Annotated in this window: 14 protein-coding genes, 1 pseudogene and 1 CRISPR repeat array; of the genes and pseudogenes, 5 read left to right on the top strand and 10 right to left on the bottom strand. The window is 43.3% G+C overall.

Annotated features, from left to right (window positions below; genetic code table 11):
- Positions 1-6: 6 nt before the first annotated feature.
- The 3 genes from M595_RS22390 (at position 7) to M595_RS22380 (ending at position 3,289) form a co-directional block, all read left to right on the top strand.
- Positions 7-969, top strand: coding sequence for an RAMP superfamily CRISPR-associated protein (locus tag M595_RS22390; RefSeq protein ID WP_023068779.1), 963 nt, complete (start codon positions 7-9; stop codon positions 967-969).
- 2 nt (positions 970-971) lie between these two features.
- Positions 972-1,382, top strand: coding sequence for a hypothetical protein (locus M595_RS22385; RefSeq protein WP_023068764.1), 411 nt, complete (start codon positions 972-974; stop codon positions 1,380-1,382).
- A 200-nt stretch (positions 1,383-1,582) separates the two neighbouring features.
- Entirely contained in the window at positions 1,583-3,289 is a 1,707-nt protein-coding gene (locus M595_RS22380) for a hypothetical protein (RefSeq protein WP_023068777.1), read from the top strand.
- A 312-nt stretch (positions 3,290-3,601) separates the two neighbouring features.
- A CRISPR array of direct repeats spans positions 3,602-5,227; the repeat unit is 36 nt; unit sequence GTTTCCAACTAATCCGCTTTAACCCAGGCGGTCGGG.
- A 201-nt stretch (positions 5,228-5,428) separates the two neighbouring features.
- Here the strand turns inward: M595_RS22380 and M595_RS22375 are convergent.
- The 3 genes from M595_RS22375 to M595_RS22365 form a co-directional block, all read right to left on the bottom strand.
- Positions 5,429-6,541 (bottom strand): putative CRISPR-associated protein, encoded by a 1,113-nt coding sequence (locus M595_RS22375; RefSeq protein WP_023068760.1) that lies wholly within the window; start codon positions 6,539-6,541, stop codon positions 5,429-5,431.
- A 141-nt stretch (positions 6,542-6,682) separates the two neighbouring features.
- A complete protein-coding gene (locus M595_RS22370) occupies positions 6,683-7,258 on the bottom strand; it encodes a hypothetical protein (protein ID WP_023068757.1) in 576 nt (191 codons plus the stop codon).
- Between the two features lie 64 nt (positions 7,259-7,322).
- Positions 7,323-7,628 carry a CRISPR-associated protein Csx3 gene (locus tag M595_RS22365; RefSeq protein ID WP_023068769.1) on the bottom strand — a complete coding sequence of 102 codons (306 nt, stop codon included), beginning with the start codon at positions 7,626-7,628 and terminating at the stop codon, positions 7,323-7,325.
- 144 nt (positions 7,629-7,772) lie between these two features.
- Here M595_RS22365 and M595_RS22360 point away from each other — a divergent pair, with 144 nt between their 5' ends.
- Together M595_RS22360 and M595_RS22355 are read left to right on the top strand one after the other, a co-directional pair.
- The gene (locus M595_RS22360) at positions 7,773-9,119 is read left to right on the top strand and encodes a TIGR03985 family CRISPR-associated protein (protein WP_023068758.1); all 1,347 of its coding nucleotides are present in this window, start codon (positions 7,773-7,775) and stop codon (positions 9,117-9,119) included.
- Between the two features lie 5 nt (positions 9,120-9,124).
- Positions 9,125-9,694, top strand: a complete 570-nt coding sequence (locus M595_RS22355) for an HD domain-containing protein (protein WP_023068762.1) — start codon at positions 9,125-9,127, stop codon at positions 9,692-9,694.
- Positions 9,695-9,745: 51 nt separating this feature from the next.
- On the opposite strand, the gene M595_RS22350 is transcribed toward M595_RS22355, so the two are convergent.
- From M595_RS22350 to M595_RS22320, 7 genes and pseudogenes are all read right to left on the bottom strand, one after another.
- Positions 9,746-10,651, bottom strand: a complete 906-nt coding sequence (locus M595_RS22350; RefSeq protein WP_023068780.1) for an amino acid ABC transporter substrate-binding protein — start codon at positions 10,649-10,651, stop codon at positions 9,746-9,748.
- Between the two features lie 59 nt (positions 10,652-10,710).
- Positions 10,711-11,619, bottom strand: coding sequence for a phosphate ABC transporter substrate-binding protein (locus tag M595_RS22345; protein ID WP_023068771.1), 909 nt, complete (start codon positions 11,617-11,619; stop codon positions 10,711-10,713).
- 34 nt (positions 11,620-11,653) lie between these two features.
- Positions 11,654-12,364 (bottom strand): PspA/IM30 family protein, encoded by a 711-nt coding sequence (locus M595_RS22340; RefSeq protein WP_023068754.1) that lies wholly within the window; start codon positions 12,362-12,364, stop codon positions 11,654-11,656.
- Between the two features lie 84 nt (positions 12,365-12,448).
- Positions 12,449-13,027, bottom strand: coding sequence for a hypothetical protein (locus tag M595_RS22335; protein WP_040484515.1), 579 nt, complete (start codon positions 13,025-13,027; stop codon positions 12,449-12,451).
- A gap of 164 nt (positions 13,028-13,191) precedes the next feature.
- Positions 13,192-14,070, bottom strand: a complete 879-nt coding sequence (fabD, locus tag M595_RS22330; protein WP_023068761.1) for an ACP S-malonyltransferase — start codon at positions 14,068-14,070, stop codon at positions 13,192-13,194.
- Between the two features lie 57 nt (positions 14,071-14,127).
- Positions 14,128-15,120: a beta-ketoacyl-ACP synthase III gene (locus tag M595_RS22325; protein ID WP_023068763.1), complete on the bottom strand. Its 993-nt coding sequence runs from the start codon at positions 15,118-15,120 to the stop codon at positions 14,128-14,130.
- A gap of 323 nt (positions 15,121-15,443) precedes the next feature.
- A pseudogene (locus tag M595_RS22320) lies at positions 15,444-15,713 on the bottom strand (phosphate acyltransferase PlsX); the annotation flags it as partial.

Genomic DNA, 15,713 nt, shown 5'->3' with positions numbered 1-15,713 from the left:
CAGATTATGTACAAACAGTATTACGGCATTATTGACACTCTCGCACCCCTTCATATTGGGGCGAGTGCGGGAGAAGAAACGGGGAATTTAAACCTCATTTTTCGCGATCAATTCACCCAAACGGGTATTGTTCCGGGGAGTTCTATTCGGGGACGTTTTCGGGCGGATATGCGCTTAGAACGTTTACAATATCAGCAAGAAAATCAACAATATGTTCCCCAAGAAATTAACGATAATTTTTGGTACGGACACCAAGCCGTTGAAGGTCAAACAGACGGGGGAACCACCGAAGCGATTGTTAAATTTGAATACGCTTCTCTCGTCTGGTTTCCGGTGTTTTGTCCAGGTCAGCCGATTGTTTGGATTAGTTGTCCGCGTCTTTTGAAACGATTTCAATTATTGACAGGAACTAAAGCTGAAGTTCCTCAACCTTACACCGCCTCAAAAACCCTGATGGCGCGACAAGTTGATGTCAATCAAAAGGTTTTATTCTTTAACTTAGGATTCATGGAAATTGACCACCAAATTGATGAAAACGACATCAAAAAATGGATTCCCAAAGGCGCGAACCTTTCCCCTTCCAACCTCGTTGTTGTTGATGATAACGATATTTCTCTCCTCCACGATATGGGGTTGTACCGTCAAAGTCGAGTTAAATTGTTGGATGAAGTCAAAAAAGTTGATACGGAGAAAGGCGCTTTTTTCAACGTAGAAGCGTTACCGGAAGGGTGCGTTTTGGCGTTTCCTGTCGCCACTAAAAAACAGTCTTGGGATAAGGATAATACATTCAAAGATGTCGATTGGACTGACGCTCTAAAATACAACATTTCCGAGTCGGAAGACGATGATTATAACTGGGAAGTTTTAGAACCGGATGGTTATCAAAAAGACCTTTATTTTGGGGGTTTGGAGTCTATCGGTTTTGGTCGCTGTCGGGTCACAATTAATCGGGTTAAAGGAGGAAAGTAATCATGGGTTGGAATTCTTACGGTTTGGATAAAATCGCCCAAGAGTTGGTTTTAAAAGCCAAAATTCGCGATTCTGATTCTCTCAATCAATCCTATAAAATGCGGATGGCTGTTGCTTACGGTTTGGAACGTTTCTGGGGCGAACATTTGCGACTTCAGAAAAAAGAACCTGACAAGTCTACATATTGGAAAGAGACTTGGGATGCTTTAGAAATGGTTCTGAAAAAAGCGGGGATTACTTTACCCAATGACCCCGTTAATGTGGACAATACCAAAGCGGTTAAAGCCATGAGTGAACGTTTGTGGAATGAACTTAATCTCGAAAAACAACGGGTTGCTTTGGCTGTTCTTACCCAACTTTGTGATTGTATTGTTTGGTGGACGCAACGGTATAAAGGGCGAAGTAAGGAGTGATTTTTTCATCCATTTTCCCCGGTTTAATTCCTTAGCCCCCTAAATCCCTTAGCCCCCTAAATCCCCGCCCCCTAAATCCCCCAATTCTGGGGGACTTTCAAGAATATTCCCCTAATAAATACCCTCAATTTTGGGGGTCACGGGGGCGGAAGGCTAGGGGGGATAAAACACTCAAACTCAAATCTATCTTAATTCAAACAATGGTTAAAATTCCTGACATTAACAACAAAATTCCGATGATGTTTCGGGCGCAAACCGCAGGGCGCTGTCAACTGCAAAGAATCGATACCGAACGCACTAGAAATAAAGAAAAACAAGACGTCGAACTTTGGGCGTCCGAATGGATTGAAAAATCCTATCCCGAGGCGCCACAATTTGGAAAAGGCGTACAAACTCGCCCCTATCAAATTAACTGGCGGTTTGTAACAAATGCGGGTCAAGATGATGGGATTATTCGCCCGGTTATCGGCGCCTACGGTTGGCCGTACTACCCCGGTAGCAGTATGAAAGGCATTTTTAAAACCGCTTGTACTGACGAACAAAAACGGCGCTTTTGCGGTGAAAAAATTATCAATAAACACGGCGGCGAAGACTGGAAACCGGGAATTTTGCGGTTTCATGGTGGCTATCCCTCGGGGGAATTTTGGCGGGAAAATTTAGTGGATATTGTTCACCCGCAACAGCCCTGGCAAGTCGGAATAGAGGATAATAAATCCGGGGGCGCTTTTGCCTTGATTTCTCTTTATCAACCCGAGTTAATCTTTGGAATTTCTGCCGATAAATCGGTTGACTGGGATGAGGTTTGGCAGGTTTGGGAAACGGCGCTTTCAAAAGGAATTGGTTGTCGCGTCAGTACCGGATACGGACAGTTTAATAAGACTTCCGAAAAACCCCTTTATTCCGCACGGTTGAAAGGTCAGGGAATGGCACCGAAATTGTTGAACGGAGAAGGAGAATTTCGACCCAATATGTTTCGAGGGGCGATCAGGGGTCATGCTTTAAGAATCTTTGGCGGTTTAACTGATGAAACCCAAGCAATCAACTTAGTTGAAACCCTGTTTGGGGGGATTCAAGGTGACGGAACTGTGGGATTATTAGCGATGTCTTTTGAAGAAATTTCCCTCACTCTCGGCAATTTTGGTCGGGGGAGTTATGCCGTTCCCACTTATAATATAGAAGGCAAACTCAACTGGTTTTTAACTCAATCTCTCCCCGAACATCAACAAAAAGCACTGACCAATTTGATTAAGGCTTTGACTCAGTTTGCGATGGTTTTTGGCGGGTTTGGGAAGTCCTGGCGGCGGGCGGGTCACCGTTTATTTTACCCCGATTATTATCAACAAAGCGATCGCAAAGCTTTGATCGGTTGTCACTGGCAATGGACCGGGAAGCGATCGCTAATTACCGACGTGAAAGTTCGTAAAATTGATAAAGTGGGCGGCTTTATTGATGACGTGCGACGGGTGGCGATGGACTGGATGGAACTTCAAGGCGTCGCCCCCTCTCCCGAGGATTTTTGTCAATCTTGGCGGGAAGCGTGGCACCCCGATAACGTCCAGGTTTGGGGGCGGTTGGCGGATGAGGCGGAAGACAGTCGGGCGGTGGGCTGGTTTCACGGGCCATATCGTCGGGGCGATCGCCAATTTCGCATCGCAGAAGGGACGATTTATCAGTCTCATCTGACGGGAAAGGTGAGTCAAGTCGGACGGGTTTGGCATCGAATGTATCCCCTTGTGGTTTTGAAGAAAGATCCCAACAATCCCCAAAAACCTCTCCCCAAGAATACCCCTCAATTTTTAGAGTTTTTCATCTTTTTTCCCGATAATTCTCAAGATTCTGACGAATTACTACACTTTCTCAATTCCGAACAAAAACTGTTTCAAAAGTTGTGGCCCCAAACTTCGTAGTTGTGAGGCATCGCCCATTATTCCCCAAATAATCCCCCTGAATCCCCCTTTGAAAGGAGGACTTTTAACACTCCTCTTTTTAAGGGGGACAGGGGGGGATCTTCTATTTCAGTTACCAGTAATCTGTTTGATCTGCCTAAATTCCCCGGTGAGATCCCCCTAAATCCCCCTTAAAAAGGGGGACTTTCAATACAAAATAATAATAGGAGAGGTGTTGATTTCCTCTCCTTTTTTGTTGGTTATTATTCCGCTTTAACCCAGATGTTCGGGTCGATAGGGGCTGAACCGCGGCTGATGCGCCGACGACTACGAGTTTCCAACTAATCCGCTTTAACCCAGGCGGTCGGGAAAGCGCAAAAATGGTAAGTCGCCTAATCATAAGATTGGGGTTTCCAACTAATCCGCTTTAACCCAGGCGGTCGGGATACTATCAAGTTGATAACAGTAGATTATCCGATCTATTCGGATGTTTCCAACTAATCCGCTTTAACCCAGGCGGTCGGGCCATATTGCTTCTGTTTTGCTATTTCCGCAGAGAAGAACCCGTTGTTTCCAACTAATCCGCTTTAACCCAGGCGGTCGGGCGAAATCGTAGAAGCTTATGACCTCTGCCCCGAAGGTTTCCAACTAATCCGCTTTAACCCAGGCGGTCGGGTAAACTTCAACCCGTCTGAGTTTGAGTCATTTTTGAAGTTTCCAACTAATCCGCTTTAACCCAGGCGGTCGGGCAACCACTCATCCGACTGCCAATTTAATAACTTATCTTGTTTCCAACTAATCCGCTTTAACCCAGGCGGTCGGGCCCCTGCACTATTTTCAATAATCCTTGCACCATCAACGGGGTTTCCAACTAATCCGCTTTAACCCAGGCGGTCGGGATTTCCTAAAAAAGCTTTTAACCGACGAAGTGACATTGTTTCCAACTAATCCGCTTTAACCCAGGCGGTCGGGCTGTGTGTTTTCCGTTATCTGTTGCAATTGCAGAGAACGCAGGTTTCCAACTAATCCGCTTTAACCCAGGCGGTCGGGGTCGCATCGGCTTGGTGCTTGCTAAGGGCATAGCCCAGACTGTTTCCAACTAATCCGCTTTAACCCAGGCGGTCGGGATGAAGAACAACCGGGTATTACTACCCAGAAAGGACTACAATGAGTTTCCAACTAATCCGCTTTAACCCAGGCGGTAGGGCTCCCAAGGGGAAGCGGAAACGTACAAGTTTACATTCGGTTTCCAACTAATCCGCTTTAACCCAGGCGGTAGGGTTACACAAGATTCTATTAACAATGCGATCTGGACAGTTTCCAACTAATCCGCTTTAACCCAGGCGGTAGGGTGATTTTGTCAGTTCCGGTTCTGTTTTTGCTGACGGTGGTTTCCAACTAATCCGCTTTAACCCAGGCGGTAGGGCAACACAGGCAGTTAGCTTGCAAGCTATTCAAGAATTTGAAGACAAGGTTTCCAACTAATCCGCTTTAACCCAGGCGGTAGGGCCATAGAACTTGCAATGCGTCAGCTTGTTGTATGGGTTTCCAACTAATCCGCTTTAACCCAGGCGGTAGGGTCGTTTTGTGTAATTTTTCTCATGAATTGGATGCCTCCCAGGTATGTTTCCAACTAATCCGCTTTAACCCAGGCGGTAGGGTGCTCCTGAGTTTGGGAACATCGGATTCCCAGGTGAGTTTCCAACTAATCCGCTTTAACCCAGGCGGTAGGGATGAATCCTATAGATTGTCTCTGAGAGCTGAATTGGTTTCCAACTAATCCGCTTTAACCCAGGCGGTAGGGCCCTGAATAAGGTGCGGTCTGCTTTGACGCTAGCCAGTGTTTCCAACTAATCCGCTTTAACCCAGGCGGTAGGGCTACAGGGTTCTACGACTCTGTTGAGTTATGGGTTTTGGCGGTAAGTTTCCAACTAATCCGCTTTAACCCAGGCGGTAGGGGGCTAGGTTATAGAACCCTTGCACAATCGATATTGTAGACCCCAAAATCGAGGGCGTCAAAAAAATAGACAAAATCCTCCTCCTCAACTCCGTTCAAAAACGCTGAAACCCAGACCAGCAAGGGTATCGAGGCTCACAACGAGAGAATGCGGGTTTGAACCCAATTTGATCGAGCCTCGCAAAAGCCAGTCAAAGCCAAAATCAAAGATGGCCCCCTAAGCGATCGCACAGATAGCGACCCTCGGCGAGATAGTGACCAAAAATGCGATCGCCGGAATCTCCCCAAACATCGCACTCGTGAGTCGAGTCAGCAAAAGGCTTCCCTTTCAGGGCTTTAAAATCCAACCTCCGCAGGTTTTCCCGTCCATCAGTATCGAGATATCGACTCAAATCATCCAAACGTTCATTGAGAGTCAAAAGGCGATCCGGCTGTATTTGAGAGCGTTCTACCGACCGTTCAAACTCGGGAGAAAAAACCAACCGAGAACTCAAAGGCGGTAAAAGTTTTTGTTTATAATAGTTAGGTTTCGCCTGTGTCCAAATCAGTTTTCCCCATTCCGACAACTCGACAAAACCATCGCTTTCAAACAGTAAAGTTTCCGCAATTCCCCGGCAATCTGAAACCGGAAGTTGTTGATAACTTAACCGCCGAAACGTCATCAAATGTTCGCCAACCACGGCCGATTGATCCAGAGAAATCGGCAAACGGGGAATGCGTAATAACTCCGAACTCGACTGAAAAATATAGATGCACTCCGAGGCATAAAACATCCCCACCGCTTGCAGAAAGCCGTTCACACTTTTGAAACCGCCCGTCAGGTTAAAAATGACCTGAAAGTATTCATTCCCTTGATAGCCCCGCAAAGTCTGATCACACCATTGAATTAAATCAGACATCGCGACTCGAAAGGATTCAATGCTATTGGTCGCCAAATCATTAAACACTTGAACTTGAGCATTAAAACCCCGATTTTGCAACCAATTCGCCACCAGATCAGCTACCTCACGCCCTTGATAAGTATCCGTTGCTAAAATGTAGTGAATATCTCCACTCGACTGAGGTAATTGTCCGTCATAGTAGGTGATAATTCCATTTAATTCTGCACTTAATCGTTTGACTTCCTGCAAATCTGTTTCAGAATGATTCAGCAGTTGACGGCGACTTTCCAGGTGTTTATCGATAATCGCTTTTTCATCCGGCGTAAAATTATTAACTTTATGATTAGCCGTTCGGAATAACAAATCTCTCAAAGATTTATCTGTGTTATTTGTCAGCAAACTGGTTCCGCAGGGAGAAAGGAAAATTAACGCCATAAAATTAATCCAAACTTGTTAATAAAACCATGACTTTAGACTAACATTCGCTGGAAAAGGGGTCTTCCTGTTTAAGTGAATTGTCAATTTTGAATTGTTCCCCCCAGTGAATAGAGGGGAATTGCTGTGATTTTTTTAATCTTATTCAATTAACCGCAATAAAACCTCCGCCAACTTGTTCACCATCAGACGGTTAGAAACATCTTCCCCCCGTTTCAAACCGTGAATACTTCCCCGCAAAATCGGAAATTCGGATTCTAATTCATCCTCAGTTCCGTGCAAATTACTTTCTAAAATTGCGATAACTTTTAAATTCAATTCACCACAAAGATCTAACCAATCTGCGACTAAACTCAAATCTCTAGAGATAATAACCGCGTGAGTTGCGTATTGCATAATTAATCGGTTTTTATCATCAATTTTCCCGCCCACATCAATTAAATTGAAGGATAACGGTGTATTTTTGACATCATCTGCCACTCTTTGAGCAAATTCCGGAGTAAATTTAGATTTGTAATTTTTCTTCAGCTTTTCTGCTAAAATCGGATCTCGACTAACGGTTTCTGCATACCACGAACCTTCCCCATCAGGACAGGCTGTAATAAAGTATGGATATGGGGCTTGACCTTTTCGGTTTAATGCCTGAATCACCTGTTTTAACCCATGTCTTAAACAAGATTTTCCCGAATGAGGCGGCCCGCACAAAACAACTTTCATTGATTTGTTATTAATAGGATTGTTTCAATGTAACATTATGTATTACATTTTGTCAACTTCACCTTTAGTCAACACAATCTCCGAGTTTATACTGAGGATTATGACTAATAGAAATGACGTATTTTCCCATCTTTGGGTCAAACACTCCAACCGCCCCAAATAAATGACTAACCTTGTGGGCCAGCACAAAAGCGACAGGCATACTACAAGGGCCATTAATCCGCAGTAATTCACCCCCAACGAGTTCTTTAGTCTTCGACATTTCCTCCAAACGCGCCGCAGCATCTTGGACAATTTGGTTATTTTGGGCTGGATCTCCGAACCCGATTTGTAAAATACCATCAACCATTTGAATTTTGTAGGTTGTCATCTCAATTTCTCCTGTGACTGTTTTGATTTTACCTGGCGTTGGAAGACCACTTTTCCAAATTCCGAAAAAATCTGAACTCTAAGCTGGAAGTTTGGTCTTCCGGTACATGATAAGCTCAAATCATATCAAGTTGGAATCCGTTAAATGTTGCAGTTTGAAGACAGTCCCCAACCCGAACTTTTACAATGGTTAGCCAGAGGTTCTCTCAAACAAAACCTACTCAGATCGATTCGTTTGTGGGCGTGGCTGCACAGTTTATATGGCAACAATCAGCACCGTTTGTTATTAGAAGAACCCTTTACCTTTGCGGACTGGCGTAATGCCTTTTTTAGTGCAAATCATCCGAGAGGTGAAACCGTTCCTCCTGTTCACGATACAGACTGTGCTTGTGCGAAAACTGTTGCAGAATGGATATTAGATCCAAACTGGAATGTGCAGGAAATTCAATGGCGAAAAACCCTGCAACAACATGATGAAATTTCAACCGCAGAGTTAAATGAATTGTTGCAGCAGCGATTATTTGGAGTCACCCGTCGTTCCCTGCAAGCTGATTTGCATATCTTAGCAGAATTGGGATGGTTAAAGCGACAGGAAACCAAATATTATCGGGTGCAAGAATTTCCAACGTTACCTCGGAGTGAAAACTCAATATTCTATCAGCCCCAAGCCGTTCCAGTCCTCAATCCTGACTTAGAATTAATCGCTCAAAATCTCTCTCAACCCCTCAACGGTGTACAGCGATTTTTTATGGAAGTTGTGTACATTGTTTCCCCGGAAAAACAAGAACGAGTTGAAGATTGGCAGGAACATTTTAAACTCCTTTGGCAAGAAAATCCTGTGCTACCCGTGCGATTAAGTTATCAGAGTTCACGAGTTAAAAAAACTGTGGGCTGTATTGTTTATCCGGTTTGTATTTATTACGCCCAAAGAGCGGTTTATTTATGTGGTTTTGGACAAACTCCCACCGCAAAAGGTCAATGGTACAATTACCGTTTAGATAAAATTATCGAGATTGAAGACTTATCTTGGGATGATTTAGATCTACCTCAATTTTTGTTAGATTCTCATCAAAAGGGAAATTTACCGACTCCTGATGAGATTCAAATACAAATGGATGGAGTGGCTTGGGGTTTTGATTTTTACTTAGAACATCAGGTGATGCTTTTACGCTTTGATCGTCAGTTTAGCGATTATTATATTGAAGGAACATTTCGTCATCAAACCTTTCAATCCATTTCCTATCAAGACGCTGAACAGTTAATTCTCAAACACGGAAAAACCGATAAACAACAACTCCTCAAAGTGCTGCATTCTCGCTCAAAAACCGATGCTTATTATCGACTCAAGTATCGAGAAGGAGATACAAATGTTGAATTACGTTTGCGGTCTTGGCGACCCAAAGTAGAGGTTATTTTTCCTCTCAAAATGCGTCAAAAAATTGCTCAAGAAGTACAACAAGAAGCTCAATTCTATTCTGAAAATTGGAGTTAAATACAATGAAATCACCACAATTAACTGAACGGTTTGAACAGGCTTTAGTTTATGCTCATCGCCTACATATTCATCAAACTCGCAAAGTCGGAAATATCCCTTATATCTCTCATTTGTTGAGTGTTACCGCTTTGGTATTAGAAGCAGGAGGAACTGAAGATGAGGCGATATCAGCCTTACTTCACGATAGTATTGAAGATCAGGGCGGTGTGCAAACTCGCGAAGAAATTCGTCAACGGTTTGGGGAGTCGGTTGTTAATATTGTTGAGGGATGTACAGAGTCAGAAACAGTTCCCAAACCCCCTTGGAAAGAACGAAAGTTACGCTATTTAGCCCAAATAGAAACAGCGACTCCTTCGGTACAGTTAGTGTCATTAGCCGATAAGTTGCACAATGGGCGATCGCTTTTATCAGAATGTCATCAATTGGGGGATGAGATTTGGAAAATTTTTCCAGTGGGAAAAACAGAAACGCTGTGGTTTTATAACTCCCTACTGCAAATTTATCAACAGACTTCCTATCATCAATTGGTAGAAGAATTTCGCCAAATCGTTCAGAGTTTGCAGTTATTATAAGGCTTCACCAAGGTAAAATCTCCCGATCTCCCCCTCTCCCGAGTTCGGGATTTACCAAAGCGCTCGTCTGGGCTGTGTGGGTTCTAAACTCGAACGATTCGCCGTATCATCTGAAAACCGTTCATAGGGGAAACGTCCTGTTTCTGAGTTAAACCATTGATCCCAAAGTTCGGTATTTTCTGCACTGGTAATTGTAGAGTTGATAAAACTCCCCCAGTCTAAATTTTTCTGCGGAAAAATACAACCATAGTTTTCAAAACTTAACGGTTCTTGAGGAATCAAACGATAGGATTTCATATCTTCCCCTTGCTTCCAGATTTCTCCAATCAGTAAAATTCCATCACTGGCGATCGCATCAATTTCATTACTTTTTAGACGTCGTAAACCTTCAGTTCGACTTCCTAAAAGTTGCCAATCTGCTTCGGGATAAATCGGTTTAAAATTTGTCTCGGTTGTTGTTCCTTGAATAAAAGCGATCAAAATATTACCCGGTGCAATCTGTTCTAATTCTTCTTCTGTTCTAAGAGTTGGATCTAAACGTTCAACATCTTCTTGTTGGACTAATAACTGTATTCCTGTTGTGAAAAACGGGATCGAAAATTCAACCCTCTGTTCTTGTTCTATCGTAATACTATCGGCTCCGCAGACCAAATCAACCGTCCCATTTTCAACCGAACTAAACCGATTTTGAATCGTAACAGGTTTCAATTGAAGTCGAATTGATCGATTTAATTCTTGTTCAAGACGACTGTGAATTAACTGCATCAACTCCACCGAATACCCCTCAAAGTTATTGCTTTCGTTAGAATAGCTAAAGGGAATCGAATCTTCTCGCACACCCACCGTTAAAACCCCAGTCCGGTTTACTTTTTCTAACACCGTTTCGGCGAGACTCGGAAGTTGAAAACCAACGGTTAATAGAAGGCTAAAAAAAGAAATTGTAATTTTAGTGTTCATTTGATCCCATCAAAAAAATAAGAATAGACCATATCTTTCTCCCCTGTCACCTGTTTAGGCTAATCTTCCTCAAAAATAACCTGTTGTCCAGACGGAGAAGTTGCATAGCCTAAAATGGCTTGTACAGCCTGACTCGCAGGTTGTTTATAAACATAATACAATTGTCGTTGATAGGGATAACTCAAAGAACCGGGTTGTACCCCTTCGATAGAAAGCGTTCGCACCGTTTGCTGATTAACCACTTGAGTAAATGTCGCGTATCCAATCCCATCTGTCCCCAATTGTCGCAACATTCCTGTCGTTTCATCTCGGGGTAACGTTGTAATATTCGGTGTTGTTCCAAAGGTTCGACCCTGCAAAACCATCTCTTGAAAAGCTTGATGGGTTCCACTCACGGGGGGACGGTTAATCACTTGAATAGTGGCATTTGGCCCTCCAACTTCTGACCAGTTTGTGATTTGTCCGGTGAAAATATTGTAGACTTGAGTATCGGTTAGTCCGCCTTGGTAGGGATTATTGATACCGACGACAATGGCAATTTGATCAGAAGCAATAGGTAAAGCCTTTAACCCCTGGTTTTCCTCTTGAGGAGTCAGCGATCGCGAAATTCCTGCAAGATCAGCTTCTCCATTGAGAACAGCTTTAATCCCATTGTTCGTACCATTCGCCATCGTGTTAACCCTAGCGTTTGGAAATTGACGCGAAAATCCTTGTTTGAGATTCTCAGTAATCGTTACCATACTGGTAGAACCATCAATTTGAATCTGAGTATTGGGGGGAACCGACGCCGGAGAGGGAAATATTTCAGCATCGGGAGGGGGAGGAGGCGCAACAGTGGGTTGACCTGTTGAACTGATGTTTGCGGGTTGATCAGCAGGTTTCCTCAGAAAAAACCAATACCCCAAACCCAGTAAAGCTAGAAAAATTATAATATAAATGATGGGGGGAGGGCCGCTGCGTTTTGCCATAACCAATGTCTCCTTAATTAATGTTCTTTACGATCTAATCAGAGGGTTGATGAGATTTTATGAAAGTTTCCAAACGACGTGAAATTTCGTCTTCTGTCGCTAGACGTTCGATATCTGCGCCAAGCTTTTCCGAAGCGTTCATGGTAAGTTCTGCGAGTGCTTGCTGTTCGAGATTACGCTGTTCAACGGTGTTTTTGATTTCCTCAAATTGCGATCGCGCTGAATTAATATTTAACTCATTATTAACTTTTTCCACCCATTCTAATGCCTGATTAATTTCTTGCATATCCTTGAAGTTTGCCAAATCAGTTTGATAGGTTTCAAGTTTCATTTGTTCTTGATTCAACCGTTCTTGAGATAGATTAACATAGTCTTCGGCTCGTTTAACTTGTTGGGCGAGTTGCGGTAAAAATTTCTCAATTTGAATGGCTTTAGATAGGGCTAAACGGGCTTCCTGTTCATTGCCATTTTGTTGAGCAACCCAAGCCAATTGCTCTAATTTTTCAATTTCTTTAACTTTAGTTTGATACTTTTGTTGGGCGCGTTGGTAAGTCGAGGTTTGAGTTGAAACGGCTTCGGCTAGTTTTTTAACCGACTCTTGGATCAACTGTAAGGACTGTTCTGCCGCTTCTAGGGAAACTTGGGGTTCCGGGGACTCCGGTTGTATTCCCCATAACCAGTTCCAAACTGTGATCGTGGCTTTTCCACCTTTTTCTCCCATTAACCAATAGATCAAGTTTTTCATCAGGAACTATCGTTAAGCTTGGATTTATTTCTAGTTTAATCGGTCGATAGTCATCTGGGGTAAAATGTGATCGAATATTAATACTTAAGACGATTGTTCACGAATCATCGCTAAGACCAAAGCATAAATAATCATATAAAAAAGTGAAATAAATAGACAAATCGGGATCAGTAATAAGATTAACCAAGGCACCACACTCGCCCCATAAAAGGCTTCTCCCATATTCACCCCTAAAATCAGACAAGAATTAGCACTCCCTTCATTCAGAACACAATTTCCTTGATCGGCTAAAAACCGCACTAAAATAATCCCTAATACACTCGGAATAATCGGAATATACCAAATACAAAATAAAGACCAAAAAAATTGTTGGCGACCCCGTAATGTTAGATGAATCAAAATCACAATAACTGTAATTGCGATAAAAGCCGGAAGAATTCCCTGGGGTGACATCATTAAGGGAAAATGCCAAGTCAGTTGAATGAATTTCTCGATTAAAATCCCTAGATTCAATCCAAAAACCAGACATGGAGAAGATTGTTCTCCAACTAACACACAACCTTGAGCTTGTGAAAACAGAACCAAAAAAGATGCTGTTATAATCGGTAAAATAAAGATATTAATGAGAATAAACAAACTTATTTTACTCAATTTATTATTCATAGTTTATCATTCAAACTGACTGTTGTTATATAAAGGGGTACAAGGCTTGCGCCCTGAGCTTGAAAGTATTAACCACCCCAAACCAACAAACCTCCTCAATTCTAGCCTTTGGAGAGAGAGAATTGAGAAGGAAAAAGCGCCGCGAGGAAAAATTGTCAAATTTATTAAGAAACTTGAGCCATACTGCTGATATTTTCTAAAGCAATATTAGAACAAGTCCGCTTCACTAAACCCGTTAAAACCTTACCGGGGCCAATTTCAATCACCTGTTCAATTCCCTGTTGTGAAAGCTGTAAACAGGTTTCTCGCCAACGTACAGAACCCGTCATTTGTTGAACGAGGCGTTGTTTCAATAATTCTGATTGTGTAGTGGGAGTCGGATCAACATTTGATAAGATTGGAAATTGAGCCTCCAAAAAATTAACCGTTGCTAAAATATCTTCAAATTCTGTAGCCGCATTTGCCATCATCGGGGAGTGAAAGGCACCGGAAACATTCAACTTCACCACTCGTTTAGCTTTGACATTGGCAATAATCTGATCAACCGCTGCGGGTGTTCCTGAAATGACAACCTGCGCCGAACTATTATCATTAGCCAGAACAACATTTTCAGTGTCTTGAAGGTGCTGTTCAAGTTGTTCGCGATCAAAGCCAATAAACGCCGCCATTTGACCTCCTGCGGCATTATTCATCAATTCTGCTCGACGTTTGACCAACGTTAATCCCGTGGCAAAATCAAACACTTCAGCAGCGTATAAGGCTACATATTCACCCAAACTATGACCTGCAACCACATCCGGAGAACGTCCTTGTTTTTTGAGATGTTCAGCGAGGAGACTTTCAACAACATACAAACAAGGTTGAGTGTAGAGGGTACAAGAGAGTTGATCATCATCAGATTGACAGACATCAGAGACAGACCAACCCAGTATTTTTTCAGCAACGTCTAACTGGGGTTGTACTGCGGGTAAATCAAATAAATCAGCACCCATACCCACCGCTTGAGAACCCTGACCCGGAAAAACCCATGCTATTTTCGTCATTTCTATCTAAATTAATCGTTCAACACAAAAGAGGTAAAATTGTCAAAGATAAATCGGCTAAATTCCCCATTGAAAAATTGCCGCACCCCAGGTTAATCCCGCACCAAAACCAGAAGTTGCAATCACATCACCGGGTTTAATTTTGCCCGCTCTAACCGCTTCATCTAGGGCAATGGGAATAGAAGCCGCCGAAGTATTGCCATAATTAGCAAGATTGCTAATCACCCGATCTGAGGGAATATTGAGGCGTTGAGCAACCGCATCTATAATTCGCTGGTTAGCCTGATGTAGAATCAGCCAATTGATCTGATCAACCGTTAAATCCGCTCGAAATAAAGCTTTTTCGATCACTTCTGGCACCTTTTTCACCGCAAAGCGATAGACTTCTTTCCCATTCATCGTAATCGGTTGATAAGTCCCTGGACTAACCGTAATCTGATCAATTAAGGGTTGAGGCTGTGCTTGAAACGACAAGTTCAGACAACCATTTTGAGTCCCATCACTGCGGAGTTCAAACCCTAAAAGGCGATCGCATTCAGACGCTTGCAATACCACCGCCCCCGCACCATCGCCAAACAAAACACAAGTCCGCCGATCTGACCAGTCTACCCACCGAGAAAGAATATCACCCCCAATCAGGAGAACAGTTTTGTAGACCCCTGTACGGATAAACTGAGCGGCAGTGACTAAACCAAAGATAAAACCCGAACAAGCCGCCGTCAGATCAAAAGCCACCGCTTGAGTGGCGCCGAGTTGGGCTTGAATTTGACTGGCGCTCCCAAATAAATCATCCGGTGTGGACGTCGCCAGTACAATTAGATCAATCTCCGACGGGTCAATTTGCGCCATTGCGATCGCCTGTTTTGAGGCAGCCGTTGCCAGCGAACACAAACTCGTTTGAGGATCTGCAACTCGGCGATCGCGAATGCCAGTGCGAGAAGCAATCCATTCGTCGGAAGTCTCAACGATTTGTGAAAGTCTTTGATTATCCAGAGAAACGGGTGGAGTAGCCGAGCCACTGCCAATCATTGCAATACCTGTATTCGTCATGTATCCTTACTCAGAAGAAGTCAGAAGTGAGAACCCGTGATCGTGTCCCAATGACTCAAAAGATCAATCGGAATGAATTGATGGTAAATGGGTTGATCAATCTCGCCCCACCTCTGTTTGCCATCAATTTTTTCCCGGTTGTTGAATTGAGCCTGCTCATCGCGAGATAACAGACAGACCACTTTTTTGTCTTGTGTTTAACAATCGCATCTTATCAGTGTTCTGTACGCAAATTCGAGTGCAGGAATTGGATTCATCGGGAACTCCGTTGGGGTCAGATGAGCGGGAAGTTTATGTAAACTCCCCTCAACGACCGATGGCTACTACTGACCGCTTGCAGCTTTTTGATGAGGTTTTTGGTATTGAGATTGAATACGTTCGAGTACACCGTTGTTAATTGCATCTCTAGCTGAACGAATGGCGTTACAAATCGTTGGCGCCTTTGACGAACCGTGACCGATGATGCAAACTCCTGCCACCCCGAGTAGTAGTCCACCCCCATGTTCGACATGATCAACCCGTTGTTTAAATCGTTTCAAACTGGGTTTAAGCATTGCTGCTCCAATTTGAGCGCGTAAGCCCGTTGAGAGTTC

The sequence above is a fragment of the Lyngbya aestuarii BL J genome, from assembly GCF_000478195.2.
Lineage (GTDB): Bacteria > Cyanobacteriota > Cyanobacteriia > Cyanobacteriales > Microcoleaceae > Capilliphycus > Capilliphycus aestuarii.
Note: the sequence above shows the minus strand (reverse complement) of the source record. Positions and strands in the feature narration are given on the sequence as shown.

Excerpts from the sequence above, each read along its gene's own strand:
- M595_RS22390 (WP_023068779.1), top strand. The coding sequence starts at position 7 with ATGTACAAACAGTATTACGGCATTATTGACACTCTCGCACCCCTTCAT.
- M595_RS22385 (WP_023068764.1), top strand. The coding sequence starts at position 972 with ATGGGTTGGAATTCTTACGGTTTGGATAAAATCGCCCAAGAGTTGGTT.
- M595_RS22380 (WP_023068777.1), top strand. The coding sequence starts at position 1,583 with ATGGTTAAAATTCCTGACATTAACAACAAAATTCCGATGATGTTTCGG.
- M595_RS22375 (WP_023068760.1), bottom strand. The coding sequence starts at position 6,541 with ATGGCGTTAATTTTCCTTTCTCCCTGCGGAACCAGTTTGCTGACAAAT.
- M595_RS22370 (WP_023068757.1), bottom strand. The coding sequence starts at position 7,258 with ATGAAAGTTGTTTTGTGCGGGCCGCCTCATTCGGGAAAATCTTGTTTA.
- M595_RS22365 (WP_023068769.1), bottom strand. The coding sequence starts at position 7,628 with ATGACAACCTACAAAATTCAAATGGTTGATGGTATTTTACAAATCGGG.
- M595_RS22360 (WP_023068758.1), top strand. The coding sequence starts at position 7,773 with ATGTTGCAGTTTGAAGACAGTCCCCAACCCGAACTTTTACAATGGTTA.
- M595_RS22355 (WP_023068762.1), top strand. The coding sequence starts at position 9,125 with ATGAAATCACCACAATTAACTGAACGGTTTGAACAGGCTTTAGTTTAT.
- M595_RS22350 (WP_023068780.1), bottom strand. The coding sequence starts at position 10,651 with ATGAACACTAAAATTACAATTTCTTTTTTTAGCCTTCTATTAACCGTT.
- M595_RS22345 (WP_023068771.1), bottom strand. The coding sequence starts at position 11,619 with ATGGCAAAACGCAGCGGCCCTCCCCCCATCATTTATATTATAATTTTT.
- M595_RS22340 (WP_023068754.1), bottom strand. The coding sequence starts at position 12,364 with ATGAAAAACTTGATCTATTGGTTAATGGGAGAAAAAGGTGGAAAAGCC.
- M595_RS22335 (WP_040484515.1), bottom strand. The coding sequence starts at position 13,027 with ATGAATAATAAATTGAGTAAAATAAGTTTGTTTATTCTCATTAATATC.
- fabD (WP_023068761.1), bottom strand. The coding sequence starts at position 14,070 with ATGACGAAAATAGCATGGGTTTTTCCGGGTCAGGGTTCTCAAGCGGTG.
- M595_RS22325 (WP_023068763.1), bottom strand. The coding sequence starts at position 15,120 with ATGACGAATACAGGTATTGCAATGATTGGCAGTGGCTCGGCTACTCCA.